27 protein-coding genes and 1 pseudogene are annotated in these 26,156 nt (G+C 66.3%); 12 read left to right on the forward strand and 16 right to left on the reverse strand.

All coding sequences use genetic code 11. The features are described 5' to 3' along the window. Positions 1-232: 232 nt before the first annotated feature. Positions 233-802 carry a group III truncated hemoglobin gene (locus VK92_RS05870; RefSeq protein ID WP_048021057.1) on the forward strand — a complete coding sequence of 190 codons (570 nt, stop codon included), beginning with the start codon at positions 233-235 and terminating at the stop codon, positions 800-802. Between the two features lie 79 nt (positions 803-881). Here VK92_RS05870 and VK92_RS05875 read toward each other — a convergent pair whose 3' ends face one another. From VK92_RS05875 to VK92_RS05900, 6 genes are all read right to left on the reverse strand, one after another. Further along, the gene (locus VK92_RS05875) at positions 882-1,358 is read right to left on the reverse strand and encodes a molybdenum cofactor biosynthesis protein MoaE (protein WP_021156501.1); all 477 of its coding nucleotides are present in this window, start codon (positions 1,356-1,358) and stop codon (positions 882-884) included. A 10-nt stretch (positions 1,359-1,368) separates the two neighbouring features. Beyond that, positions 1,369-1,626, reverse strand: a complete 258-nt coding sequence (moaD, locus tag VK92_RS05880) for a molybdopterin converting factor subunit 1 (RefSeq protein ID WP_011352296.1) — start codon at positions 1,624-1,626, stop codon at positions 1,369-1,371. Between the two features lie 19 nt (positions 1,627-1,645). Beyond that, positions 1,646-2,893, reverse strand: coding sequence for a molybdopterin molybdotransferase MoeA (locus VK92_RS05885; RefSeq protein WP_048021055.1), 1,248 nt, complete (start codon positions 2,891-2,893; stop codon positions 1,646-1,648). Positions 2,894-3,146: 253 nt separating this feature from the next. Next, positions 3,147-4,598, reverse strand: coding sequence for a threonine synthase (gene thrC, locus VK92_RS05890; RefSeq protein WP_021156504.1), 1,452 nt, complete (start codon positions 4,596-4,598; stop codon positions 3,147-3,149). Between the two features lie 14 nt (positions 4,599-4,612). Continuing rightward, positions 4,613-5,941 (reverse strand): homoserine dehydrogenase, encoded by a 1,329-nt coding sequence (locus tag VK92_RS05895; RefSeq protein WP_021156505.1) that lies wholly within the window; start codon positions 5,939-5,941, stop codon positions 4,613-4,615. A gap of 52 nt (positions 5,942-5,993) precedes the next feature. Further along, positions 5,994-7,232 carry a pyridoxal phosphate-dependent aminotransferase gene (locus VK92_RS05900; RefSeq protein WP_021156506.1) on the reverse strand — a complete coding sequence of 413 codons (1,239 nt, stop codon included), beginning with the start codon at positions 7,230-7,232 and terminating at the stop codon, positions 5,994-5,996. A 316-nt stretch (positions 7,233-7,548) separates the two neighbouring features. Between VK92_RS05900 and VK92_RS05905 the strand changes: the two genes are divergently transcribed. The 9 genes from VK92_RS05905 to VK92_RS05945 all read left to right on the forward strand — a co-directional run bounded on the left by VK92_RS05905 (position 7,549) and on the right by VK92_RS05945 (position 15,911). After that, positions 7,549-7,923, forward strand: coding sequence for an Mth938-like domain-containing protein (locus VK92_RS05905; protein ID WP_021156508.1), 375 nt, complete (start codon positions 7,549-7,551; stop codon positions 7,921-7,923). 124 nt (positions 7,924-8,047) lie between these two features. Next, positions 8,048-9,724, forward strand: a complete 1,677-nt coding sequence (locus VK92_RS05910) for a glycosyltransferase family 39 protein (protein WP_048021053.1) — start codon at positions 8,048-8,050, stop codon at positions 9,722-9,724. A gap of 13 nt (positions 9,725-9,737) precedes the next feature. Continuing rightward, positions 9,738-10,109 carry an EamA family transporter gene (locus VK92_RS05915; protein ID WP_021156511.1) on the forward strand — a complete coding sequence of 124 codons (372 nt, stop codon included), beginning with the start codon at positions 9,738-9,740 and terminating at the stop codon, positions 10,107-10,109. 130 nt (positions 10,110-10,239) lie between these two features. Further along, positions 10,240-11,391, forward strand: coding sequence for a DegT/DnrJ/EryC1/StrS family aminotransferase (locus VK92_RS05920; RefSeq protein WP_048021050.1), 1,152 nt, complete (start codon positions 10,240-10,242; stop codon positions 11,389-11,391). A gap of 6 nt (positions 11,392-11,397) precedes the next feature. After that, positions 11,398-12,435 (forward strand): glycosyltransferase, encoded by a 1,038-nt coding sequence (locus tag VK92_RS05925; RefSeq protein ID WP_048021048.1) that lies wholly within the window; start codon positions 11,398-11,400, stop codon positions 12,433-12,435. Continuing rightward, positions 12,432-13,379 carry a formyltransferase gene (locus VK92_RS05930; protein ID WP_021156514.1) on the forward strand — a complete coding sequence of 316 codons (948 nt, stop codon included), beginning with the start codon at positions 12,432-12,434 and terminating at the stop codon, positions 13,377-13,379. The genes VK92_RS05925 and VK92_RS05930 overlap by 4 nt, the downstream gene beginning before the upstream one ends. Continuing rightward, the gene (locus tag VK92_RS05935) at positions 13,376-14,431 is read left to right on the forward strand and encodes a bifunctional UDP-4-keto-pentose/UDP-xylose synthase (RefSeq protein WP_006482864.1); all 1,056 of its coding nucleotides are present in this window, start codon (positions 13,376-13,378) and stop codon (positions 14,429-14,431) included. The genes VK92_RS05930 and VK92_RS05935 overlap by 4 nt, the downstream gene beginning before the upstream one ends. Positions 14,432-14,444: 13 nt before the next feature. Further along, complete coding sequence (locus tag VK92_RS05940; RefSeq protein WP_021156515.1) at positions 14,445-15,341, forward strand: polysaccharide deacetylase family protein; 897 nt, start codon at positions 14,445-14,447, stop codon at positions 15,339-15,341. A gap of 108 nt (positions 15,342-15,449) precedes the next feature. Continuing rightward, positions 15,450-15,911 (forward strand): peroxiredoxin, encoded by a 462-nt coding sequence (locus VK92_RS05945; RefSeq protein ID WP_011657063.1) that lies wholly within the window; start codon positions 15,450-15,452, stop codon positions 15,909-15,911. Between the two features lie 198 nt (positions 15,912-16,109). Here the strand turns inward: VK92_RS05945 and VK92_RS43390 are convergent. Further along, a pseudogene (locus VK92_RS43390) lies at positions 16,110-16,351 on the reverse strand (hypothetical protein); the annotation flags it as partial. On the opposite strand from VK92_RS43390, the gene VK92_RS05950 reads away from it, so the two are divergent. Both VK92_RS05950 and VK92_RS05955 read left to right on the forward strand, forming a co-directional pair. After that, entirely contained in the window at positions 16,247-18,049 is a 1,803-nt protein-coding gene (locus VK92_RS05950; RefSeq protein WP_042972757.1) for a PhoH family protein, read from the forward strand. The pseudogene VK92_RS43390 and the gene VK92_RS05950 sit on opposite strands and share 105 nt — an antisense overlap. Before the next feature lie 239 nt (positions 18,050-18,288). Then, a complete protein-coding gene (locus VK92_RS05955; RefSeq protein ID WP_048021046.1) occupies positions 18,289-19,371 on the forward strand; it encodes a C40 family peptidase in 1,083 nt (360 codons plus the stop codon). Between the two features lie 144 nt (positions 19,372-19,515). Here VK92_RS05955 and VK92_RS05960 read toward each other — a convergent pair whose 3' ends face one another. The 9 genes from VK92_RS05960 to VK92_RS06000 form a co-directional block, all read right to left on the reverse strand. Beyond that, positions 19,516-20,526 (reverse strand): inorganic phosphate transporter, encoded by a 1,011-nt coding sequence (locus tag VK92_RS05960; RefSeq protein WP_021156518.1) that lies wholly within the window; start codon positions 20,524-20,526, stop codon positions 19,516-19,518. A gap of 10 nt (positions 20,527-20,536) precedes the next feature. Further along, entirely contained in the window at positions 20,537-21,163 is a 627-nt protein-coding gene (locus VK92_RS05965) for a DUF47 domain-containing protein (RefSeq protein ID WP_006478627.1), read from the reverse strand. 138 nt (positions 21,164-21,301) lie between these two features. Beyond that, complete coding sequence (locus VK92_RS05970; RefSeq protein WP_006486249.1) at positions 21,302-22,684, reverse strand: replicative DNA helicase; 1,383 nt, start codon at positions 22,682-22,684, stop codon at positions 21,302-21,304. Between the two features lie 135 nt (positions 22,685-22,819). Continuing rightward, positions 22,820-23,272 carry a 50S ribosomal protein L9 gene (gene rplI / locus VK92_RS05975; RefSeq protein ID WP_021156519.1) on the reverse strand — a complete coding sequence of 151 codons (453 nt, stop codon included), beginning with the start codon at positions 23,270-23,272 and terminating at the stop codon, positions 22,820-22,822. Positions 23,273-23,299: 27 nt separating this feature from the next. Continuing rightward, positions 23,300-23,575 carry a 30S ribosomal protein S18 gene (gene rpsR, locus VK92_RS05980; protein WP_006486248.1) on the reverse strand — a complete coding sequence of 92 codons (276 nt, stop codon included), beginning with the start codon at positions 23,573-23,575 and terminating at the stop codon, positions 23,300-23,302. A gap of 4 nt (positions 23,576-23,579) precedes the next feature. Continuing rightward, positions 23,580-23,879 carry a primosomal replication protein N gene (priB, locus tag VK92_RS05985; RefSeq protein ID WP_011657069.1) on the reverse strand — a complete coding sequence of 100 codons (300 nt, stop codon included), beginning with the start codon at positions 23,877-23,879 and terminating at the stop codon, positions 23,580-23,582. Positions 23,880-23,919: 40 nt separating this feature from the next. After that, entirely contained in the window at positions 23,920-24,294 is a 375-nt protein-coding gene (gene rpsF / locus VK92_RS05990; protein ID WP_006402295.1) for a 30S ribosomal protein S6, read from the reverse strand. A gap of 242 nt (positions 24,295-24,536) precedes the next feature. Continuing rightward, positions 24,537-25,433 (reverse strand): anti-sigma factor family protein, encoded by an 897-nt coding sequence (locus VK92_RS05995; RefSeq protein ID WP_048021043.1) that lies wholly within the window; start codon positions 25,431-25,433, stop codon positions 24,537-24,539. Then, the gene (locus VK92_RS06000) at positions 25,423-26,064 is read right to left on the reverse strand and encodes an RNA polymerase sigma factor (protein WP_048021041.1); all 642 of its coding nucleotides are present in this window, start codon (positions 26,062-26,064) and stop codon (positions 25,423-25,425) included. Before VK92_RS06000 ends, VK92_RS05995 begins: the two co-directional genes overlap by 11 nt. Between the last annotated feature and the right edge of the window lie 92 nt (positions 26,065-26,156).

Here is a 26,156-nt window from a genome sequence, read left to right on the forward strand (position 1 = left end):
ATCGTGTCCCATTTACGTGAGCCGGGCCGATCGGGATGCGCACGGGGCCGGTCGACAGCCCTGTTCCGCGGCCCCGGGTTGCCGGGATGGCGCGCGCGCAATAAGATGCGTGACATCTACACGTTTTTCAGGGGTCGTTGGTCGCTATTTTGCGTCAAAATCCGGCCGGCGTCCTGCCCGATGCCGCCGCCGCCGCCCCGTCGTTGTCTGTCTCTCCCGGCCCTTTTTTGCCATGACCGTCCTGCCTGCCTCGCCCGAACCCGCACCGGCCCGCCCTCGCGACGCCGAGCCGACCGAAGAAAACATCCGCGATCTCGTCTACGCGTTCTACGACCGCGTGCGCACCGATCCGCTGCTCGGGCCCGTGTTCGACGCAAGGCTGGCCGGCCGCTGGGACGACCACCTGCCGAAGATGGTCACGTTCTGGTCGAGCCTCGTGCTCGGCACCAAGGGCTATCGCGGCAACGTGCAGCAGGCGCACCAGCCGCTCGGCGGGATCGAGCCGGCCCATTTCAGCCGCTGGCTGTCGCTGTTCCTGAAGACCGTCGAGGCGCGCTACGCACCGCCCGCGGCGATCCGCTTCATGGAGCCGGCGCTGCGGATCGCACAGAGCCTGCAGTTGAGCCGCTTCGGCTGGGATTACCGGATTCCGCCCGAGCAGCAGGCGCTGCTCGACGCGATCGCACCGCGCCGCCGCGGCGGGGACGACGGGGGCGACGATCCGCACGCGTTGCCGTCGCGTGCCCGCGGCGAGCCGTTTCCGACGAAGATCATCGGGCGCAGCACCGATCCGGACGCATAACGGGTTGCCGTCACGGGTTGCCGTCGCGCGCGGCGCTTGCATGCATGCGGCACCTTGCCGCACGATGCCGACGCCGCGCTCAGCGTCGTGTATTGCCCGATTCGATCCCCCAGCGCGCGAGCGCGGCATCGTCGGTACTGCGCGCGTCGACCCAGCGCTCGCCGTCCGGCGTGGTTTCCTTCTTCCAGAACGGCGCTTCGGTCTTCAGGTAGTCCATCACGAACTCGCACGACGCGAACGCGTCGCCGCGGTGCGACGCAACCGTGGCGACCATCACGATCTGGTCGAGCGGCAGGAGCCTGCCGACGCGATGCACGATCGCGACGTCGATGCCCGGCCAGCGCCGGCCGGCCTCGGCGGCAATCTTCTCGAGCGCCTTCTCGGTCATCCCCGGATAGTGCTCGAGTTCCATCGCGGCAACCGCATCACCTTCGTTCAGATCGCGCACCGTGCCGACGAAGCACGCGACCGCGCCGATCTTCGGGTTGCGCGCACGCAATGCCGCGACCTCGGCGTTCAGGTCGAAGTCGTCGGTCTGGATTCGTACCGTTGCCATTGCCGGTGCCTCAACCGCCCGTCACCGGCGGAAAGAACGCCACTTCGCAGCCTTCGGTGAGCCGCGTATCGGGATCGGTCATCTCGTGATTGCACGCCATGCGCAGCGCGCGCCCTTCCGCGAGCGTCTCGGCCCATGCCCCGCCGCGCACGCGCAGCCATGCGCGCACGTCGCCCACGGTCGTGACGCTGTCCGGCACATCGGCCTGCTCGTCGGCCACACCGAGTGCCTCGCGTACGCTTGCAAAAAATTTCAGCTGAATCTTCATGGTTCGGGAAGCCGTCGCGTTACGACAGCAGTTCGGAAAACGGAATGAAACGCACGGTCTCGCCGGCGCTGATCGCGTGCTGCGGCGGATTGTCGATCAGGCCGTCGCCCCACACCGTCGACGTCAGCACCGCCGAACTCTGGTTCGGGAACAGGTCGAGGCCGCCGGCCGCGTTCACGCGGGCACGCAGGAATTCGTTGCGGCGGTCGCCCTTGCGTTGCGAGAAGTCGGCGCGCAGCGACAGCGCGCGCGGCGCGACGTCGCGCACGCCGGACAGGCGCAGCAGGAACGGCCGCACGAACAGCAGGAACGTGACGAAACTCGACACCGGGTTACCGGGCAGCCCGATGAAGTGCGCGTCGGGGCGATCGTCGCCGCGGCGCACCGCGCCGTAGGCAAGCGGCTTGCCGGGCTTCATCGCGATCTGCCACAGCGCGAGCCGCCCTTCGGCCTCGACGGCCGGCTTCACGTGATCCTCGTCGCCGACCGACACGCCGCCGCTCGTCAGGATCACGTCGTGATCGCGCGCGGCCGCGCGCAGCGTGTCGCGCGTCGCGGCGAGCGAATCGGGCACGATCCCGTAGTCGGTCACGTGGCAGCCGAGCCGCTCCAGCAGCCCGCGCAGCGTGAAGCGGTTCGAGTTGTAGATCGCGCCAGGCTTCAGCGGCTCGCCCGGCATCGTCAGTTCGTCGCCGGTGAAGAACACCGCGACGCGAATCCGCCGCGCGACCAGCAACTGCGCGCAGCCGACCGATGCGGCAAGACCGAGCGCCTGCGGCGTGAGCCGCGTGCCGGCCGGCAGGATCACCGAGCCCTGCCGGATATCCGCGCCCTGCGCGGTGATCCATTCACCGGCCTTCGGCGTGTGCAGGATCTCGACCGCATCGCCGTCGGCCGACGCCTGCTCCTGCATCACGACAGCGTCGGCGCCGGGCGGCACCGTCGCGCCGGTGAAGATCCGCGCGGCCGTGCCGGCAACGAGCGGCGCGGCCGGATGGCCCGCCGGAATGCGCTGCGACACCGGCAAACGCCGCTCGCCATGCAGCAGGTCGGCGACGCGCACCGCATAGCCGTCCATCGCGCTCGTATGCATCGGCGGCACGTCGAGCGGCGAGCTCACGTCGGCCGCCAGCACGCGGCCGAGCGCATCGAGCGTGGCGACGGTTTCGACGCCGGGCAACGGCTTCGCGGCATCGAGCAGCGCGGCGAGCGCCTCGGCGGTCGACAGCATCGGCGCGCGCGGCGCCGCGGGATTCGGGTTCGACATCGATGGAATCGGGGATCGTTGGATGCAATACGTCATTGTAGCGACGCCGTCGCGCGGACGCGCGATATGGCGGACATGCGGAAACTGTGATTCGCGCGAACGCGCGGGTCTGGCACTTGTTTCACGCGCGATGCCGGTTTGACCGCAGCCGCGCGGCGCGGCACCGCCAAACGAAACGGCCGGAACCCCGATCCGTTCGACGAATCGGCATTCCGGCCGTCCTGCGCTGCCGGGCCCGCGGCCCGGCCACGCGTCATGCGCCCGTATGGGCGGCGATGAAGTCCTTCACCTGCTGCGCGTCGGCCTTCACGACCTCGAAACGCTGCGGCAGCGCCTCGAGCCCGTCGAATGCGGCCGGACGTTCGGCTTCGCGATCGAGCGCCTCGCGAATCGTCTCGCCGAACTTGATCGGCTGTGCGGTCTCGAGCACGACCATCGGCACGCCCGCGTCGAGATGCTCGCGCGCGACCTTCACGCCGTCGGCCGTGTGCGTATCGATCATCGTGTCGTAACGCGAGAACACGTCGCGGATCGTCGCGATGCGGTCCGTGTGGCTGCTGCGGCCCGACACGAAACCGAACTCGGCGACCCGTGCGAAATCGCCGCTCGCCGCGAGATCGAAGCCGCCTTTCTCCTCGACGTCGCGGAACAGCTGCATCACGCGCGCCGGATCGCGGCCGAGCAGGTCGAACACGAAGCGCTCGAAGTTCGATGCCTTCGAGATGTCCATGCTCGGGCTGCTCGTGTGATAGGTGTTCTCGGCGCTGCGCACGCGATACGCGCCCGTGCGGAAGAACTCGTCGAGCACGTCGTTCTCGTTGGTCGCGACCACGAGCTTCGCGATCGGCAGGCCCATCATCCGCGCGATGTGGCCCGCGCAGACGTTGCCGAAGTTGCCCGACGGCACCGTAAACGACACGCGCTCGTCGTTGGACTGCGTCGCCGCGAAGTAGCCCTTGAAGTAATACACGACCTGCGCGACGACGCGCGCCCAGTTGATCGAGTTGACCGTGCCGATCTTCTGCTGCGCCTTGAACGCGTGATCGTTCGACACCGCCTTCACGATGTCCTGGCAGTCATCGAACACGCCCTCGACCGCGAGGTTGAAGATGTTCGGATCCTGCAGGCTGAACATCTGGGCCGTCTGGAACGCGCTCATCTTCTTGTGCGGCGACAGCATGAACACGCGCACGCCGGCCTTGCCGCGCATCGCGTATTCGGCCGCGCTGCCCGTGTCGCCGGACGTCGCGCCGAGAATGTTCAGCGTCTGCCCGTGCTTCGCGAGCGTGTACTCGAACAGGCTGCCGAGCAGCTGCATCGCCATGTCCTTGAACGCGAGCGTCGGGCCGTTCGACAGTTCCAGCAGCGACAGCGCCGCACCGTTCTCGGTGCCGAGCGTCTTCAGCGGCGTGATGTCGGACGCGTTCTCGCCATGGCGCGTGTTGCGGTACACGTCGGCCGTGTACGTGCGGCGCGTGATCGCGCGCAGGTCGTCGGCCGGCACGTCGTCGCAGAACTTCGACAGGATCTCGAACGCGAGATCCGCATACGGCAGCGTGCGCCAGCGCGCGAGCTCGTCGGCCGACACCTTCGGATATTCGGACGGCAGGTACAGACCGCCGTCCTTCGCGAGGCCGCCGAGCAGGATGTCGGAGAACGTGTGGCGCTCGCCGATGCCGGCGCCGCGCGTGGAGATGTAGTTCATGTCGCCTTCCGTCCTCAGTTCAGCGCTTCCATGCGCAGCTTCGTTACCTTCGAGACCACCGTCGAGAGGCTCTCGATCTGCGCGATCGCCGCGTTGACGTTTTTCTCGACCGTCTCGTGCGTGATCAGGATGATGTCGGTCTCGCCGTTCGCGCCGTCGATCTGCTCGGATTCCTTCTGCAGCAGCGCGTCGATCGAGATGCCCGACGCGGCGAGGATGCGCGTGATGTCGGCCAGCACGCCCGTCTGGTCGGCGACGCGCAGGCGCAGGTAGTAGCCGCTCGTCACTTCCTCGATCGGCAGGATCGGCGTGTTCGACAGGCTGTCCGGCTGGAACGCGAGATGCGGCACGCGATGCTCCGGGTCCGCCGTGTGCAGGCGCGTGACGTCGACGAGATCCGCGACCACGGCCGACGCGGTCGGCTCCGCGCCCGCGCCCTTGCCGTAATACAGCGTCGTGCCGACCGCGTCGCCGTGCACGACGACCGCGTTCATCGCGCCCTCGACGTTCGCGAGCAGGCGCTTTTCCGGGATCAGCGTCGGGTGCACGCGCAGCTCGATGCCGTTTGCGGCGCGGCGCGCAATGCCGAGCAGCTTGATCCGGTAGCCGAGCTCTTCCGCGTAGCGGATGTCGGTCGCGTCGAGCTTGCTGATGCCCTCGACGTATGCGCGGTCGAACTGCACCGGCACGCCGAACGCGATCGCGCTCATGATCGTCGCCTTGTGCGCGGCGTCGACGCCTTCGATGTCGAAGGTCGGATCGGCTTCCGCGTAGCCGAGCTCCTGCGCGGCCTTCAGCGCGGTCGCGAAGTCGAGCCCGCGATCGCGCATTTCCGACAGGATGTAGTTGGTCGTGCCGTTGATGATGCCCGCGATGTACTGGATGCGGTTCGCGGTCAGGCCTTCGCGCAGCGCCTTGATGATCGGGATGCCGCCGGCGACGGCCGCTTCGAACGCGACCATCACGCCCTTCGCGCGCGCGGCCTCGAAGATCTCGGTGCCGTGCACCGCGAGCAGCGCCTTGTTGGCCGTCACGACATGCTTGCCGTTCGCGATCGCGCGCAGCACGAGGTCGCGCGCGATGCCCGTGCCGCCGATCATCTCGGCGACGATCGCGATCGACGGATCATCGACGACCGCGTTGAAATCGTCGGTGATCTGCGCGGCGCCGGCATCGCCGCCGAGCGCAGCCAGCGCCTTGGCCGGGTTGCGCACCGCAATGCGCGTCACCTCGATACCGCGCCCCGCGCGTCGCTTGATTTCTTCCTGGTTGCGGCCCAGCACCGTGAAGGTGCCGCTGCCCACCGTGCCGAAGCCCAACAGGCCAACTTTGATCGGTTCCATGCTGCGTGTGATCGATGAGTAAGAAGTAGTGAGTACCGTGTGGCCCTGCCGCTCAGGCCGAATGGCGCTTGCGGTAGCCGTCGAGGAAGCGTGCGATCCGGTTGATCGAATCGGTCAGGTCGTCGAGGTTCGGCAGGAAGACCACGCGGAAGTGGTCCGGCGTCGTCCAGTTGAAGCCCGTGCCCTGCACGAGCAGTACGCGCTCCTCGAGCAACAGGTCGAGAATGAACTGCTGGTCGTTCTGGATCGGATAAAGCTTCGGGTCGAGGCGCGGGAACATGTACAGCGCGGCCTGCGGCTTCACGCAGGTCACGCCCGGGATCGACGTGAGCATGTCGTACGCGAGTTCGCGCTGCTTGTACAGGCGCCCGCTCGGCACGATCAGCTCGTTGATGCTCTGGTAGCCGCCGAGCGCCGTCTGGATCGCGAACTGCCCGGGCACGTTCGCGCACAGGCGCATCGACGACAGGATGCCGAGCCCCTCGAGGTAATCCTTCGCGCGCCGGCGGTTGTCGCCGCCGAGGCCCGACACGGCCATCCAGCCCGCGCGGTAGCCGCACGAGCGATAGCTCTTCGACAGGCTGTTGAACGTGACGGTGATCACGTCCTCCGACAGCGAACCCAGCGCCGTGTGCTCGAGGCCGTCGTAGACGATCTTGTCGTACACCTCGTCGGCGAACACGATCAGCCCGTGCTGGCGCGCGATCTCGAGCAGTTCGAGCAGCAATTCGTCCGAATAAAGCGCGCCCGTCGGGTTGTTCGGGTTGATCACGACGATCGCCTTCGTGTTCGGCGTGATCTTGCGGCGGATGTCGTCGAGATCGGGCATCCATGCGTTCTGCTCGTCGCAGATGTAATGCACCGGCGTGCCGCCCGACAGGCTGACCGCCGCCGTCCACAGCGGGTAGTCGGGCGCGGGCAGCAGCACTTCGTCGCCGTCGTTCAGGAGCGCCTGGGTCGCCATCACGATCAGCTCGGACGCGCCGTTGCCGATGTAGATGTCGTCGAGGCCGACGCCCACGACGCCCTTTTCCTGCGTGTAGTGCATCACGGCCTTGCGCGCCGAGAACACGCCCTTCGAATCCGAATAGCCGGACGACGTCGGCAGGTTGCGGATCATGTCCTGGATGATCTCGTCCGGCGCATCGAAACCGAACGGCGCGAGGTTGCCGATGTTCAGCTTGATGATGCGGTGGCCTTCTTCCTCGAGGCGCTTCGCGTGCTCGAGCACCGGGCCACGGATGTCGTAGCAGACGTTGAGCAGCTTGTTCGACTTCTGAATCGGTTTCACGACGACACGGTTCCTGGGTTGGCCTTGCGGCCGGGGGGACGGGATCAAAACTGGAAAGCGGCCGGTCTGTGCGCGCTGTCTAGACTGGGGAAAAGCGGGCGGTCGGGCGCGGCTTGTGGCGACGCGCGACGCAAGTGGCGCCCGGGAGCGACCAAAAAGTTATAATTTAGCGGATTTTGGCCGACTTTCGCAATGCACCATAGCCGCGCCGGGCCCACGCCGTCAGGCGTCCCGCGTGCCCGGGCAAGCGAAACCGGCCTTCCGGGCCCCCTGTGGCCCTGCAACACATTCCCCTTCGGAACCGCGGAATACCGACTTGAAACTGCACCAGGACGCGAGCGGCGCGCTCAACACCGTCACCGGCTACGGCCCCGATTATGTCGACGTCAATCTCGAACGCCATGAAACGAGCGTCATCGTGCTGCCCGGCGCGCCGGTCCAGACGTGGCCCGTGTCGTCGTTCGACGCGCTCGCGCCCGAGCATTTCGCGATGCTGCTCGAGCCGACGCCCGAACTTGTCATCTTCGGCAGCGGCGCACGGCTGCGCTTCCCGCACCCGCGGCTCGTCGCGGCACTCACGGCCAAGCGGATCGGCGTCGAGACGATGGATTTCCAGGCGGCCTGCCGCACCTACAACATCCTGATGGCCGAAGGCCGCAAAGTCGCCGCCGCGCTCTTAATTGAACGTTAATCCGCGATGCGGTAAAACTCGGGCCGGCGCAGCGGGTCGATCCCCCGGATCGGCCCGGCCAGGCCGCCCGCCCCCGGCGCAACCCGCCGGCGGCCCGTCACAACAACCAACAGGCTGAAAATCCATGAACGATACGCCGTCGAGGCTACCGCTCAACCGCATCACGCTCGTCCTCCTCGTCGTCGCGCTCGCGATCGTCTGGTTCGCGCCGCTCGGGCTGCGCCACCTGATCCCGAGCGACGAAGGCCGCTACGCGGAAATGGCGCGCGAGATGTTCGTCACCGGCGACTGGATCACGCCGCGCTACAACGGCTACAAGTACTTCGAGAAGCCGCCGCTGCAGACCTGGCTGAACGCGCTCACGTTCGCGTGGTTCGGCATCGGCGAATGGCAGGCGCGCCTCTACACGGCCGTCGCGAGCTTCGCCGGCGTGCTGCTGGTCGGCTTCACGGGCGCGCGCCTGTTCAACCCGCTGTCGGGCTTCCTCGCCGCCGTCGTGCTCGCGGCGTCGCCGTACTGGAACCTGATGGGCCACTTCAACGCGCTCGACATGGGCCTTGCGTTCTGGATGGCGCTGTCGCTGTGCTCGCTGCTGCTCGCGCAACGGCCCGGGCTGCGCCCGGCCGCGGCACGCGGCTGGATGTGGGCGTGCTGGGCCGCGATGGCGTTCGCGGTGCTGTCGAAGGGCCTCGTCGGCCTGATCCTGCCCGGCGCCGTGCTCGTGCTCTATACGTTGATCGCGCGCGACTGGGCACTCTGGAAGCGCCTGTACCTGGTGAGCGGCCTCGTGATCTTCTTCGCGATCGTCACGCCGTGGTTCGTGCTCGTCCAGCAGCGCAACCCCGAGTTCTTCAACTTCTTCTTCATCGTCCAGCAGTTCCGCCGGTACCTGACCCCGGAACAGAACCGTCCGGGCCCGCTCTACTACTTCGTGCCCGTGCTGCTGGTCGGCTTCCTGCCGTGGCTGTCGGTTGCGTGGCAGAGCATCCGCCATGCGCTGCGGATGCCGCGCCAGCCGAACGGCTTCTCGCCGATGCTCGTGCTGCTGATCTGGAGCGCATTCATCTTCCTGTTCTTCAGCGCGTCGCATTCGAAGCTGATCTCGTACGTGCTGCCGGTCGCGCCTGCGCTCGCGCTGATCATCGGCGCGTACCTGCCGCTGATGACCGCCGACCGGTTCCGCCGCCACCTGCTCGGCTACCTCGTGTTCTTCGTCGCCGCGGCGTTCGGGATCATCTTCCTCGCGTACCAGGGCGATGCCCGCACGCCGAACGCGCTGTACCGCGCGTTCCAGATGTGGCTGTATGCTGGCCTCGCGGTCGCCGCCGCGCTGACGCTCGCGGCCGCCTGGCTGAACCGCCGCACGGGCGTCGCCGCCGCGCTTGCCGCGTTCGGCGCCGCGTGGCTCGCCTTCGGCACGATCGGCGGCACCGGGCACGACGAGTTCGGCCGCTACAGCTCGGGCGCGCTGCTCGCGCCGACGGTGCGCGCCGAGCTGGCGAAACTGCCGCCCGACACGCCGTTCTACTCGATCGAGATGCTCGATCACACGTTCCCGTTCTACATGGGCCATACGACGATCATGGTCCAGCGCCAGGACGAGCTCGCGTTCGGCATCTCGATGGAGCCCAACAAGTGGATTCCGACCGTCGACGAATGGATCACGCGCTGGAAGCAGGAAACCCATGCGCTCGCGATCATGCCGCCCGGCCAGTACGACGCCCTGGTCAAGCAAGGCGTGCCGATGCGCGTGATCGCGCGCGACAACCGTCGCGTGATCGTCGAGAAACCGCAATCGTAAGGACGCCCATCGCATGAATCCCGTTTCGCTCGTCTGCATCGTCACCGGCGTGATGCTCAACGCCGTTGCGCAACTGCTGCTGAAGGCCGGCGTCAACGCCGTCGGGCACTTCGAGTTCAGCCGTGCGAACATCATCCCGGTCGGGCTGAAGATCGCCACCCAGCTGCCGATCATCGGCGGCCTCGGCTGCTACGTGCTGAGCGTCGTGGTCTGGATCCTCGGGCTGTCGCGGGTCGACGTGTCGATCGCGTACCCGATGCTGTCGCTCGGCTACGTCGTCAACGCGTTCGCGGCCTGGTACCTGTTCGGCGAGGTGCTGTCGATCCAGCGGCTCGTCGGCATCGGCATCATCCTGATCGGCGTGCTGGTGCTCGCGCGAAGCTGAGCACGCTCCGCCGCGTTAAGCGTCCGCCTACAAAAAATCACGGTGCGTTTCCGCCAACCGGTGTTTAATGCCGGTTTCGGCCGGGATCGCCCGACCCTTTTATTACACGCCATTACAGGCCAAAGCGTACATGAGCCAGACTACCGCTCCGTTTCTGCCGTTCACCCGCCCCGAGATCGATGAGGAAACCATCCAGGGCGTCGTCGAAGTGCTGCGTTCGGGCTGGATCACCACCGGCCCGCAAAGCCAGAAATTCGAAGCGGCGCTGTCCGAATACTGCGGCGGCCGTCCGGTCCGCGCGTTCAACTCGGGCACCTGCACGCTCGAGATCGGCCTGCGCATCGCGGGCGTCGGCCCCGGCGACGAGGTGATCACGACGCCGGCGTCGTGGGTCTCGACCAGCAACGTGATCCTCGAGACGGGCGCGACGCCCGTGTTCGCCGACATCGATCCCGTCACGCGCAACATCGACCTCGACAAGCTCGAGCAGGCGATCACGCCGCGCACGAAGGCGATCATCCCCGTGTTCCTGTCCGGCCTGCCGGTCGACATGGACCGCCTGTACGCGATCGCGCGCGCGCACAAGCTGCGCGTGATCGAGGACGCCGCGCAGGCGTTCGGCTCGACGTGGAAAGGCAAGCGCATCGGCGCGATCGGCGACATCGTGTCGTTCAGCTTCCACGCGAACAAGAACCTCACGACGATCGAAGGCGGCGCGCTCGTGCTGAACAACGAGGAAGAAGCGACGCTCGCGCAGAAGTACCGGCTGCAGGGCATCACGCGCACCGGCTTCGACGGGATGGACTGCGACGTGCTCGGCGGCAAGTACAACCTGACCGACGTCGCCGCGCGTGTCGGCCTCGGCCAGCTGCCGCACATCGAACGCTTCACCGCGCAGCGCCGCGCGCTCGCACGCGCGTATTTCGACGCATTCGACGGCAGCGCGGCCGTGAAGCTCGGCGTCGGCCTGCCGGTCGCCGAATTCGAGAACGGCAACTGGCACATGTTCCTGATCACGCTGCCGCTCGAGCGGATGACGATCACCCGCGCCGAGTTCATGGCGCAGATGAAGGAACGCGGCATCGGCACGGGCATCCACTACCCGGCGATCCATCTTTTCACGCTGTACCGTGCGCGCGGCTTCAAGGAGGGCATGTTCCCCCACGCCGAACGGTACGGCGCGTCGACCGTCACGCTGCCGCTCTTCACGCAGATGACGGAAGGCGACGTGCGTCGCGTGGTCGACGCCATCAACCAGATTTGCGAACAATACGGAAATTAAGCGTACATGAGTCACCTTGAAGCACGCGCCGGGCATCCGGGCGCCGGGCACCTGGACGCAGGCCGTCCCGAAGTATCGGTCATCATCCCCGTGTACAACGAGGAAGACGGCCTCGCCGCGCTGTTCGCGCGGCTGTATCCGGCGCTCGACGCACTCGACACGTCATACGAAGTGATCCTGATCAACGACGGCAGCCGCGACCGCTCGGCCGCGATGCTCGCCGATCAGTTCCACGTACGTCCCGACACGACGCGCATCGTGCTGCTCAACGGCAACTACGGCCAGCACATGGCGATCCTCGCCGGCTTCGCGCAATCGCGCGGCGAGATCGTCATCACGCTCGACGCCGACCTGCAGAACCCGCCCGAGGAAATCGCCAAGCTGATCGCGAAGATGCGCGAGGGCTACGACTACGTCGGCTCGATCCGCAAGCAGCGCCAGGACAGCCTGTGGCGGCGCAAGGCGTCGCAGATGATGAACCGGCTGCGCGAGCGCATCACGCGCATCAAGATGACCGACCAGGGCTGCATGCTGCGCGCGTACAGCCGCCGCATCATCGATACGATCAACGTGTGCGGCGAAGTCAACACGTTCATCCCCGCGCTCGCCTATACGTTCGCGCAGAGGCCGACCGAGATCGAGGTCGCGCACGAGGAGCGCTTCGCCGGCGAATCGAAGTACTCGCTGTACAGCCTGATCCGGCTGAACTTCGACCTCGTGACGGGCTTCTCGGTCGTGCCGCTGCAGTGGCTGTCGTTCATCGGCGTGATCCTGTCGCTCGGCTCCGCCGCGCTGTTCGTGCTGCTGCTCGTGCGACGCTTCATCGTCGGCGCGGAAGTGCAAGGCGTGTTCACGCTGTTCGCGATCACGTTCTTCCTGCTCGGCGTGATCATCTTCGCGCTCGGCCTGCTCGGCGAGTACGTCGGCCGCATCTACCAGCAGGTGCGCGCGCGGCCGCGCTACCTGATCCAGGCCGTGCTCGAGCAGCACGACGGCGTGCCGCCGGTGCCGGCCGGCACGAACCGCACGGGAGCCGGGCAATGAAACCGCGCGCAGTCGTCTTCGCGTATCACAACGTCGGCGTGCGCTGCCTGCAGGTGCTGCTCGCGCGCGGCGTCGACGTCGCACTCGTCGTCACGCACGAGGACAACCCGAACGAGAACATCTGGTTCGGCAGCGTCGCATCGGTCGCCGCCGAGCACGGGATCCCGGTCGTCACGCCGGCCGATCCCGCCGATCCGGCGCTGCGCCGCGCGGTGTCCGACGCGCAGCCCGATTTCATCTTCTCGTTCTACTACCGGCACATGCTGCCGGTGGACCTGCTCGCGATCGCGCCGCGCGGCGCGTACAACATGCACGGTTCGCTGCTGCCGAAATACCGGGGTCGGGTACCGACCAACTGGGCCGTACTGAACGGCGAGACCGAAACCGGCGCGACGCTGCACGAGATGGCCGCGAAGCCCGACGCGGGCGCGATCATCGCCCAGACCGCGGTGCCGATCCTGCCGGACGACACGGCCGCGCAGGTGTTCGACAAGGTCACGGTGGCCGCCGAGCAGACGCTCTGGCGCGTACTGCCCGCGCTGCTCGCGGGCGAGGCGCCGCACCTGCCGAACGACCTCGCGACCGGCAGCTACTACGGCGGGCGCAAGCCCGAGGACGGCCGCGTCGACTGGTCGAAGCCGGCCGCGCAGGTCTACAACCTGGTGCGTGCGGTCGCGCCCCCTTATCCGGGCGCGTTCACGGACGTCGACGGCACGCGTTTCGTGATCGCGCGCGCGCGCCTCGCGGCGCCCGGCAGCGCGGCAGCTGCCGCCGCGGCAGATTTGCCGCCCGGCCTGCACGTAAGCGATAATGCGCTATTCGGCGTCTGCGGCGACAGCCGCGCCCTATCCATTCTCGAGCTGTGGCAGCAGCGCGACGGCAGCGAAACCGTCGTGACGCCCGCGGAATTCGCGCAGTTCATTCATTCTTCCCGTCATTCATGAAAGCAAAAAAAGTCCTGATCCTGGGTGTGAACGGCTTCATCGGCCATCACCTGTCGAAGCGCATTCTTGAAACCACCGATTGGGAAGTGTTCGGCATGGACATGCAGACCGACCGGCTGGGCGACCTCGTCAACCACGAGCGGATGCATTTCTTCGAAGGCGACATCACGATCAACAAGGAGTGGGTCGAGTATCACGTGAAGAAGTGCGACGTGATCCTGCCGCTCGTCGCGATCGCGACGCCCGCCACCTACGTCCAGCAGCCGCTGCGCGTGTTCGAACTCGACTTCGAGGCGAACCTGCCGATCGTGCGTTCGGCCGTCAAGTACGGCAAGCACCTCGTGTTCCCGTCGACCTCCGAGGTCTACGGCATGTGCTCGGACGAGCAGTTCGACCCGGATGCATCGGCCCTCACCTACGGCCCGATCAACAAGCCGCGCTGGATCTACGCGTGCTCGAAGCAGCTGATGGACCGCGTGATCTGGGGCTACGGGATGGAAGGCCTGAACTTCACGCTGTTCCGTCCGTTCAACTGGATCGGCCCGGGCCTCGACTCGATCTACACGCCGAAGGAAGGCAGCTCCCGCGTCGTCACGCAGTTCCTCGGCCACATCGTGCGCGGCGAGAACATCAGCCTCGTCGACGGCGGCTCGCAGAAGCGCGCATTCACCGACATCGGCGACGGCATCAGCGCGCTGATGAAGATCATCGAGAACAAGGACGGCGTCGCGTCGGGCAAGATCTACAACATCGGGAATCCGAAGAACAACTTCTCGGTTCGCGAACTCGCGCACAAGATGCTCGAGCTGGCGGCGGAATTCCCCGAATACGCCGATTCGGCCAAGCAGGTGAAGCTCGTCGAGACGACGTCCGGCGCGTACTACGGCAACGGCTACCAGGACGTGCAGAACCGCGTGCCGAAGATCGACAACACGATGCAGGAGCTCGGCTGGGCACCGCAGGCGACGTTCGACGACGCGCTGCGCAACATCTTCGAAGCGTATCGCGGCCACGTCGCCGACGCGCGCGCGCTCGTCGAGCAGCAAGGCTGAGCGGGACGTTCGCTTGGCTCGCATCGTCCTCAAGATCGACGTCGACACGCTGCGCGGCACGCGCGAAGGCGTGCCGAACCTCGCGCGCATCTTCGACCGCTTCAGTGCGCGCGCGACCTTCCTCTTCAGCCTCGGGCCCGATCACACGGGCTGGGCGCTGCGGCGCGTGTTCCGCCCCGGCTTCCTGAAGAAGGTGTCGCGCACGTCGGTGGTCGAACACTACGGCGTGAAGCAGCTGATGTACGGCGTGCTGCTGCCGGGCCCCGACATCGGCCGCCGCGCGATCGCCGACATGCGCGCGATTCACGAGGCCGGCTTCGAATGCGGGATCCACACGTGGGATCACGTGTACTGGCAGGACAACGTCCGTGCGCGCGATCGCGACTGGACCGCGCGTGAAATGCAGAAGAGTCACGCGCGCTTCATCGAGATCTTCGGCGCGCCGCCCGTCACGCACGGCGCGGCCGGCTGGCAGATGAACGATTCCGCGTTCGAGCAGATCGACGCATGGGGGATGCGCTACGCATCCGACGGCCGCGGCCATTCGCCGTACCTGCCCGTCGTCGACGGCCGCACGCTGTCGCACGTGCAGATGCCGACCACGCTGCCGACGCTCGACGAAGTGCTCGGCATCGACGGCGTCGACACGCACAACGTCGCCGCGCACATCCTCAAGTTCACCGAAACCAATCCGCACGACCAGGTGTTCACGCTGCATGCGGAACTGGAAGGCCAGAAGCTCGCGCCCGTGTTCGAGCAACTGCTCGCCGGCTGGCGCGCGCAAGGCCACACGTTTGCGACGATGGGCGACTACCACGCGACGCTGGACCGCGACTCGCTGCCATCGTACCCTGTCACGTGGGGCGAAATTCCCGGCCGCTCCGGCGAACTGATCGTCCAGCCCGACTGAGTTCGCGCGCGCCGGCGTCGCCCGCGCCGCCCATGCGGCGCGCTGCCGCGACGCCCCGCCGAACCGCGCCGCCGCAGCGGCGCCTTTCCATAACAACAGGAGAAACACGTGTCCGTCGAAGTTGACCGTCAAGTTCCCGATTTCACCGCACCGGCCACGGGCGGCGACATTTCGCTGTCCGGCCTGAAGGGCAAGAAACTCGTGCTGTACTTCTATCCGAAGGACAACACGCCGGGCTGCACGACCGAAGGGCTGCAGTTCCGCGATCTCTATCCGAAGTTCAAGAAAGCCGGTGCGGAAGTCATCGGCGTGTCGCGCGACAGCCTGCGCTCGCATGACAATTTCAAGGCAAAGCTCGAACTGCCGTTCCCGCTGATTTCCGATGCCGACGAAGCGCTGTGCGCGCTGTTCGATGTCATCAAGATGAAGAAAATGTATGGGAAGGAAGTGCGCGGAATCGAGCGCTCGACGTTCCTGATCGACGCCGACGGCGTGCTTCGCCAGGCATGGCGCGGCATCAAGGTACCGGGTCATGTGGACGACGTGCTAAGTGCTGTACAAGCGCTTTGAGGCGCGTTATATTGGGCCGCAATGAATGCCAGTTCGCCCCATATTTCTCGTAGCTGCGCCGGTGCCTGTTGCAATGCTTCATGGCACCTGACGCGCATCACGACGGCATCAGCCGAGCCGCATGTCCCTGTCGACGGGGCAGCGGCTTTTTTTATGGAACGCGCGCCGGCCCTCCCCGGTCCGGCCTTTACCGCATCGAGGAGCTGATCGACACTTAGGCGAACCGGCTAGACGAAATTCCTGTGCGCCACCGCGCGCAAACTGCATGCATCTACGTCACGCAGGATGCGATCAGCGGCGCACGCCATGCGACACGATTCCTCCCGAGGGACACCATGCCTTTGCCTACCCCCCCCAGCAAGCTCGGCAGCCTGCTGCCGCCCGACGAATACAAGGCGAAAGCGCGGCCCGCGAAAGCCGCGAAGAAATCCGCCGAAGGGGACGCATCCACAGCCGGTGACTACGGTCCGGCGAGCGTGGCCCAACCGATGATCGAAGCCGCGAACACGGCCGCGCCGCTGCGCGCCGTCGCGTCTTCGGCGCAGGAAACCGCGAGCGCACCCGCACGCGGTCGCAAGACCAGACAGACGGCCGCACTGTTGCAGCCGATGCCGGCACCCGCCGAACCCGCGGCGCCGGTCGTCGCGCGCAACGACAAGCCGGCCGCCGGCAAACCGGCGGCGGCTCCCGCGCGCGACACGGGCGCCGCGACGAAATCGCGCAGCCGCAAGGCCGCCGAAGCCGAACAGCAGAAACTGTTCGTGCTCGACACCAACGTGCTGATGCACGACCCGAGCAGCCTCTTCCGCTTCGAGGAACACGACGTCTATCTGCCGATGATGACGCTCGAGGAACTCGACAACCACAAGAAGGGGATGTCCGAAGTCGCGCGCAACGCACGCCAGGTCAGCCGCACGCTCGACGCGCTGGTCGCCGATGCGGGCCCGATCACGGCCGGCATTCCGCTGTCGCGCCTCGGCAGCCGCGAGGCGGTCGGCCGCCTGTACTTCCAGACGAAGCTCACCGACATCGCGCCCGTCGAAGGCCTGCCCGAAGGCAAGGCCGACAACCAGATCCTCGGCGTCGTGCGCGCGCTGCAGCGCGACCGGCCGGACCGCCAGGTCGTGCTGGTGTCGAAAGACATCAACATGCGGATCAAGGCGCATGCGCTCGGCCTGCCCGCTGAAGACTACTTCAACGACCAGGTGCTCGAGGATTCGGATCTCCTGTACAACGGCGTGCGTGAGCTGCCGCAGGATTTCTGGACCAAGCATGCGAAGGGCATGGAGAGCTGGCAGGACACGAAGACGGGCACCACGTACTACCGCGTGACGGGCCCGCTCGTCGCGTCGATGCTCGTCAACGAGTTCGTCTATCTCGAGCCGCAGAACGGCGAGCCGACGTTCCATGCGATCGTCCGCGAACTGAACGGCAAGACGGCGCTGCTGCAGACGCTGCGCGACTACAGCCACCACAAGAACAACGTGTGGGGCATCACCGCGCGCAATCGCGAGCAGAATTTCGCGCTGAACCTGCTGATGAACCCGGAGATCGACTTCGTCACGCTGCTCGGCCAGGCCGGTACCGGCAAGACGCTCGTCGCGCTCGCGGCCGGCCTCGCGCAGGTGCTCGACGACAAGCGCTACAACGAGATCATCGTGACGCGCGCGACCGTGCCCGTCGGCGAGGACATCGGTTTCCTGCCCGGCACCGAGGAAGAGAAGATGCAGCCGTGGATGGGTGCATTCGACGACAACCTCGAAGTGCTGCAGAAGACCGACGACGCCGCCGGCGAATGGGGGCGTGCCGCGACGCAGGAACTGATCCGTTCGCGCCTGAAGGTGAAGAGCATGAACTTCATGCGCGGCCGCACGTTCGTCGACAAGTACCTGATCATCGACGAGGCGCAGAACCTGACGCCGAAGCAGATGAAGACGCTCGTCACGCGCGCGGGCCCGGGCACGAAGATCGTGTGCCTCGGCAACATCGCGCAGATCGACACGCCTTACCTGACCGAAGGCAGCTCGGGGCTCACGTACGTCGTCGACCGCTTCAAGGGCTGGGGCCACAGCGGCCACGTGACGCTCGCGCGCGGCGAACGCTCGCGACTCGCCGACTACGCGTCGGACATCCTGTAACGCGACAGGCCGGCCCGTCGGCCGGCCGTCGACGCATCGCGGCGCTCCGTTTCCGGAGCGCCGTTTTTATTTTTGGGGTCTGAAACGTTGGTCATGCATCGTTACGCAACAGCCGCACTTACGCGCGAAACTTCAAGTAAATTCTCAGGAACGGTTGATTAAGTCCCGCCGGAACGTCTACCATCGGGTCTGTCTGTTGTCATACGATTCGCGAGCGTCCCGCGCTCGCCCGCCTTGCCATGCTTCGAATCTGGGTTCCCGTTGCTGTCGTTTCACTGCTTGCGGCCTGCTCCAGCGTGCCGCCGCAGTCGGCATCGCGCCCCGCGTCGGGCATGAGGATCACGACGCCGCGCGCATTCCCCGCTCCCGCCAATTTCCCGAAGTTCGTCGATCACAGCGTCGGCCAGGAAGAAATTTCGATCCAGGCGATGAGCCTCGTCGGCGTCCCGTATCGCTGGGGCGGCAACACGCCGACGAGCGGCTTCGACTGCAGCGGGCTCGTGCGCTACGTGATCGGCCGCGCAGCCGACGTGAACCTGCCGCGCACGACCGCCGACATGAGCGGCCGCGGCGTATCGGTCGAGCCCGACCAGATCGCGCCGGGCGACCTGATCTTCTTCAACACAACCGGACGGCCGCATTCGCACGTCGGCATCTACGTTGGCAAGCTGCGCTTCGTCAACGCACCGTCGACGGGCGGCACCGTACGGCTCGACTACCTGACGAACCCGTACTGGGCCAAGCGTTTCGACGGCATTCGCCGCGTCGCGCCGCCGCGCGGGGCACCGACGCCGTTCGATGCGCCGACCTACGAGGCGAAGCGCGACGAGCCGCGCAATTTGCCGGCGGTCGCGGCTGCTCCGGTGGTCGTGACGGCTGCCACCGCGCCGCGGCAACCTGCGACTGCGTCGTCGCAAGCGAGAGCGGCGCAGGTGCAGGCGCCCGCCCCGACCACGCCGGTCGTGACGACGGCCGCAGTTGCACCAGCAGCACCGGCCGCCGATCCGTACGAACCGCCGCCCTCGCGGATGCAGGCGGCCCAGCAGCAGGCCACGTCGATGAATGACGAGGTGACCGCGACGACGGCCAATGCCGCACCCGCCGCCACGGCGGAAGCCGGCACGCAGATTCCGACGACCGCACTGACGGCCGCCCAGGCCGCCGCCTTCGATGCCGAACCGCCGCCCGCCACCGCGTCGATGCCTCCACGCAGCACCGAGCCCGTGCAGGTGTGGCGTGCGTCGACGCAATCCGCGCCCGTCAGTCCGCGCACGAGTACGGCAGACGATCCGATCGCGCGGTTCGCGAACGGCAGTTACTGACCGGTCGCTCGACCTTCGACCGCCGCGAGGTTGGCGGCATCCGCCGCCCTCCACCTCGCCGCCCCCTTCCGCCGCCCCAATAGAAAATGCGCCGCAGCCTTTCGGCTTGCGGCGCACTTCATGTCCGTTCGACAGTGCTGGCGATCAGAAGATCTGGTGGCCGAGCCACCATCCACCGGCCGCGAACAGCGCGGCTGCGGGCAGTGTCAGTACCCACGCCCACACGATGTTGCCGGCGACGCCCCAGCGCACGGCCGACAGCTTCTGCGTCGCACCGACACCGACGATCGCGCCGGTGATCGTATGCGTGGTCGACACGGGAATGCCGAGGAACGACGCGATGAACAGCGTGATCGCCCCGCCGCTTTCCGCGCAGAAACCACCGACCGGCTTGAGCTTCGTGATCTTCTGGCCCATCGTACGCACGATGCGCCAGCCGCCGAACAGCGTGCCGAGGCCCATCGACAGGTAGCACGCACCGATCACCCACGCCGGCGGCGCATCGGCGGTGGCCGATGCGTAGCCGCTCGCGATCAGCAGCATCCAGATGATGCCGATCGTCTTCTGTGCGTCGTTGCCGCCGTGGCCGAGACTGTACAGGCCGGCCGACAGCAGCTGCAACCGGCGGAAGCGCCGGTCGACCTTGCTGGGCGCGGTACGGAAGTACAGCCACGACACGCCGAGCATGAACAGCGAACCGAGGATGAAGCCGAGCAGCGGCGAAATGAAGATGAACGCAACCGTCTTCAGCAGTCCGTCGATGTTCAGCGAGCCCCAGCCCGACTTCGCGAGCGCGGCGCCGACGAGGCCGCCGATCAGTGCGTGCGACGAGCTCGACGGAATCCCGTAGTACCAGGTGATCACGTTCCAGCCGATCGCGCCGACCAGCGCGCCGAATATGACGTAGTGGTCGACGATCTCGGGGTCGATCGTGCCTTTGCCGACGGTCTGCGCGACTTTAAGGTGGAAGATGAAATACGCGATCACGTTGAACGCGGCCGCGAACACGACGGCCTGCTGGGGCTTCAGCACCCCGGTCGACACGACGGTGGCGATCGAGTTCGCCGCGTCGTGAAAGCCGTTCATGAAGTCGAATACGAGCGCGACGAGAACGAGCGTCGCGACCATCCAGAGGGCGAGTTGTATCGAATGCATCGTGGTCCGCTCAGGCGTTTTCCAGCACGATGCCTTCGATGATGTTCGCGACGTCCTCGCACTTGTCGGTGATCTCTTCGAGCAGCTCGTAGATCGCCTTCAGCTTGATGAGCGTCTTCACGTCGTCTTCCTCGCGGAACAGCTTCGACATCGCCGCGCGCAGCACGCGATCGGCCTCCGATTCCCAGCGATCGATCTCCTCGCACTGCTTGAGGATCTGCGCGGACTGCTTCATGTCCGACAGCAACCCGACCGCCTGCTGCACGTGCTGGGCGGACTGCGTGACGATGTGCGCGAGCTGGCTCGCCTCGGACGTGACGGACTGCACGTCGTACAGCGACACGGCGGTCGCGACGTCTTCCATCAGGTCGAGGATGTCGTCCATCGTCGTGATCAGCTTGTGGATCTCGTCGCGATCGAGCGGCGTGATGAAAGTCTTGTGCAGCAGATCGATCGCCTCGTGCGTGAGCTTGTCGGCGGCCTTCTCGGCAATTTGCACGTTTTGCTTGTGAATCTCGGCGTCGGCGAGATTGTCGATCAGCAGTTCGAGCTCGCGGCCACCGGAAACGATGTGCTTCGCGTGCGCGTTGAAGAGTTCAAAGAACTTGCCCTCGGTGGGCATGAATCGACCGAACATGGGATTCCTGAGAGATTGTCAAACTACTGTCACGAAAACGGGCGACATTGTACCGTTTTCGGTCGCGCCGCGACGCGCGCACATGCGCGCGCCGGGATTGGATACAACGTTTGGCGATTTAGGACTTTACAATCGGCGTTACTCGCCGTAGAACGTCTGCGCTCCCGCAAAGTTGTCGAACTTCGTGTATTGCCCCAGGAACGTGAGCCGAACGGGGCCGATCGGCCCGTTACGCTGCTTGCCGATGATGATCTCGGCCGTGCCCTTGTCGGGGCTGTCCGGGTTGTAAACTTCGTCGCGGTAAATGAACAGGATCACGTCCGCATCCTGTTCGATTGCGCCCGATTCGCGCAAATCGGACATCACCGGACGCTTGTTCGGGCGCTGTTCGAGGCCACGGTTCAACTGCGACAGCGCGATCACCGGCACGTCGAGTTCCTTCGCGAGACTCTTCAGCGATCGCGAGATTTCCGAGATTTCGGTCGCGCGGTTCTCGCCCTGCGACGAACCCGACATCAGCTGCAGGTAGTCGACGATAATCAGGCCGAGCTTGCCGCACTGCCGCGCCAGGCGCCGCGCGCGCGAGCGCAATTCCATCGGGTTCAGGCCGCCCGTCTCGTCGATGAAGAGCTGCGCCTCGCTCATCTTCTGCACCGCGTGCGTCAGCTTCGGCCAATCCTCGTCCGTCAGGCGCCCGGTACGCATCCGGTGCTGGTCGAGCCGGCCGATCGAGCCGAGCATACGCATCACGAGCTGGGTGCCCGGCATTTCCATCGAGAACACCGCGACCGGCAGCCCGTACTCGACCGCGACGTATTCGCCGATGTTCATCGAGAACGCGGTCTTACCCATCGACGGTCGTCCCGCGACGATGATCAGTTCGCCGCCGTGCATCCCGGAGGTCATCCGGTCGAGGTCGACGAAGCCCGTCGGCGTGCCCGTGACGTCGCTCGGGTTCGCGGTGTGGTACAGCGTGTCGATGCGCTCGACGACCTGCGTGAGCAGCGGGCCGATCTCGAGGAAGCCCTGGTTGCCGCGCGCGCCCTCTTCGGCGATCGAGAACACCTTCGATTCGGCCTCGTCGAGCAGCTGACGGACTTCCTTGCCCTGCGGGTTGAACGCATCGGCCGAGATTTCGTCGGCAACCGACACGAGCCGGCGCAGCACCGCACGGTCGCGCACGATTTCCGCATAACGGCGGATGTTCGCGGCGCTCGGCGTGTTCTGCGCGAGGGCATTCAGGTACGCGAGGCCGCCGACGTCGTCGGCCTTGCCGGACGTGGTCAGCGCTTCGTACACGGTCACGACGTCGGCCGGGCGCGTCGACGCGATCAGCCGGCCGATGTGCTCGTAGATGATCCGGTGATCGTAGCGATAGAAATCGCCCTGAGACAGGAAGTCGGCAATCCGGTCCCATGCCGCGTTGTCGAGCAACAGGCCGCCGAGCACCGACTGTTCGGCTTCGACCGAATGCGGCGGGACTTTCAGCGATTCGATTTGGGGATCTTGCGGCGCGTTCATGGGTTGGGATTATCGCGAATAGATCGCAGCAGCGCTACCGCTCCGGCGATCGGGCAATAAAAAAGGCAGGCCCCGGTTGCCCGGGCGCCTGCCCTTGTCCGGACGACGGAAGCCGCCCGGAAAGCTTGCGTACGCTTACGCGTGGTCGCCGATCACGTTGATCGTGACGTCGACGACGACGTCCGTGTGCAGCGCGACCTGGACGTTGTGCTCGCCGATCATCTTCAGCGGGCCTTCCGGCATGCGAACTTGCAGCTTCTCGACTTCGAAACCTGCCTTCTTCAGCAGTTCCGCGACGTCGCCGTTCGTGACCGAGCCGAACAGACGGCCGTCAACGCCCGACTTCTGCGTGATTTCGAACGACTGGCCGTTCAGCTTCTCGCCGACTGCCTGCGATGCTGCCAGCTTTTCAGCGGCGATCTTTTCGAGTTCAGCGCGGCGCACTTCGAATTCGGCGATCGCTTCCTTCGTTGCACGGCGAGCCTTGCGGTTCGGGATCAGGAAGTTGCGAGCGTAACCGTCCTTGACCTTGACGATGTCGCCGAGGTTGCCCAGATTGGCGACTTTTTCCAACAGAATGATTTGCATTCGAATTCTCCTTATGGCGTCGCCGAGTTACGCCTTGTGCTGATCGGTGTACGGCAGCAGCGCGAGGAAACGCGCACGCTTGATTGCCGTGTCGAGCTGACGCTGATAGTGCGCCTTCGTACCCGTCAGACGCGCCGGCGTGATCTTGCCGTTTTCGCCGATGAAGTCCTTCAGCGTTTCCGTGTCCTTGTAGTCGATCTGCTCGACGCCTGCGGCCGTGAAACGGCAGAACTTCTTGCGCTTGAAGAGCGGGTTTTGTTGCTGACGACGCTTGTCGAATTTCTTACCAGTCGGGCGGGGCATGATTTCAGTCCTTTCCAATGTCCTGCAATGCTGTGATGTGAAACACCAAGGTTCTCGCGTTGCGGCTTTTTTTTGCCAGGAAGCCCGTGAACAGCGTTTCGACGCCCATTTCACGGCTTTCCAGCCTGCCGCTCGCCTCACCGGCCGCCACCGCCTCGATCGTCATTTCGACCTGACGGGGAATGCCTGCTTCGACGACTTCCGTGCGGTGATGCAATGTGGCGCTTGCGATCGGAACACCTGCCGGCGTATATCGCACCGGTGCGCGTTCGACGACGCTCGCCGTCAATTGCAACCTGTTCACGTGAGTGGCGCGCTCCTTGATGGCTTAATGAATGACGAACTTAAGCCTGCGCTTCGGTCGGCTGAGCTGCAGCCGCCTTCTTGGCTTCTTCGCGCTGAACTTCCTTCATCATCGGCGACGGGCCGGTTTCGGCCTTCTTCATCTTGACGATGAGGTGGCGCAGCACGGCGTCGTTGAACTTGAACGCGTGTTCGAGTTCGTCGAGCGTCGTCTGGTCGCACTCGATGTTCATGCAGACGTAGTGAGCCTTCGCGAGTTTCTCGATCATGTAGGCCAGTTGGCGACGGCCCCAGTCTTCGACACGGTGGATCTGACCGCCGTGCGACGTGATCGTGGTCTTGTAACGCTCGATCATCGCGGGCACTTGCTCGCTCTGATCGGGGTGCACGATGAATACGATTTCGTAATGACGCATTACACACTCCTTGTGGATTAAAGCCACCCGGGCGTCTGAACCGGTGTGGCAAGTGAGAAGCCGAAGATTCTAACCCGGATACGGGGCGCATGCAAGACCAATCGACGATCGGCGTGCGGATTCGGCCATGTTTTCAAAGACTTGAAGGGGCGCGGCCGGGCAGCCGGGCCGTTCTTCGGCCTTTTCCCCGCTCAGGGTCGGAGCGCAAGCGGGCGGCGGGCCCGCAGCCCGCCGTCGCGACGTCACTCGCTGCGCGTGCCGGCCAGCCGCGCGTCGAGCGCGGTCCTGAACGCCGCAAGTGCCGACGGCTCGGCGTCGGTCACGGCCCACCACGTCATCCCGGCCGCATCCCAGCGGTCGAGCGCATAACCCTGCGACACGGTCGAGTACGGCGCCCCCGGCCCTTCCCCGGCCGGCCGCACATAGACGTCGATCACGTGCTGCCGGTAACGGTAGACCAGCACCGCGACACGGCGGCGCCCGACGTAGTCGAGCCGGCCGCCGACCAGCGCGAAGCCGTTCGCCGCGAGATCCTCGACCGGCGGCGCATAGTCGAGCCGGCCGTTGAACCACGGCTTGACCGTGTGCCGGTCGGTCGAGATCACGTCGATGTCGCGCGCCGACAGGTCGGCACGCACGTGGCTCGACACGAGTTCGTCGACCGTGCGGTCGGTGTCGGCGTGGCGCGCGGACACCACCATCCCGCCCGCCGCGGCAAGCGCCACCAGCAGCGCGACGCCCCAGCCGAGGCCGGGCAATGCCGCGACGCGCGGCCCGGTGCCGGCCGTGGCCGGGCGTGCCGCCCCGCCAAGCCCCCGCAGCCAGGACAACCCGTTACGCCCGCGCGGCCGCCGCTGCGGCTGCGATCGGGATCCGGATTGCGGCTCCGCCCGCGCCTGCTCGCGGGCAGGCGCATCGGCCGCGGCAGGCAGGCTCGCAAGAATGCTCGCCCGCAACGCATCCGGTGCACGGTGATAGTCGGCCTGACGCACGGCCTGCACCAGCGTGACGACCCGTTCGCGTTCCTGGCGACACACGTCGCATCCTTCGACATGCTGCTGGACCCGCAACGCGTCGGGCGCCGACAGCTCGCGGTCGACGTCCGCGTCCAGCAACGCTCGCGCTTCGTTACAGTCCATCGATAGCCTCCGATGCGGTTCCGCCTGCCGGCGTACGGCCCGGCCTGCCTTCGGCCGCCGGTGCCGGCGCGCCGCCCAGCAGCGCGGCGAGCTTGCGCCGGCCGCGTGCGAGCCGCGACATCACCGTGCCGACCGGCACGTCGGCGATCGCCGCGATCTCGCGGTAGCTCAGGTCCTCCATCTCGCGCAGCACCAGCACCTCGCGGTATTCGGGCGGCAGCTTCGCGAGCGCCGCGTTCACGAGCCGCACGTTCTCGCCGCGCAGCAGGTGCGCGAGCGGGTCCTCGGTGGCGGGCTGCCAGTCGTCGGGCACGTCGGTGTCGTCCAGCGTGTCGGGCAGCGCGACCTCGTGCGCATGCGTGCGGCGGCGCCACTCCGTGTACCAGGTGTGGCGCACGATCGTCAGCAGCCACGGCCGCGCGTTGTCGCCGCGACACGAATCGACGAAGCGCAGTGCGCGCATGCACGCGTCCTGGACGACGTCGTCCGCATCGCCGGCGTTGCCGCTCAGCCATCGAGCGAGGTTGTACGCGGCGTCGAGATGCGGCAGCACGAGCGCGCGAAACCGCTCGCCGCGCGCGACCGCGTCGTCTGCCACCCGTTCTTCGACCGCCTGTCCGGCTTGCCCCACATGGCCTCCCTGGTCCCGGCGGCCGAAACCGCGCCCGTTCCGCGCACGGCGCCCGGACAGACCGGCAACGTGCGCGCTCGATGACCATACCG

The sequence above is a fragment of the Burkholderia sp. LK4 genome (assembly GCF_001043615.1).
Taxonomy (GTDB): Bacteria; Pseudomonadota; Gammaproteobacteria; order Burkholderiales; family Burkholderiaceae; genus Burkholderia; species Burkholderia cepacia.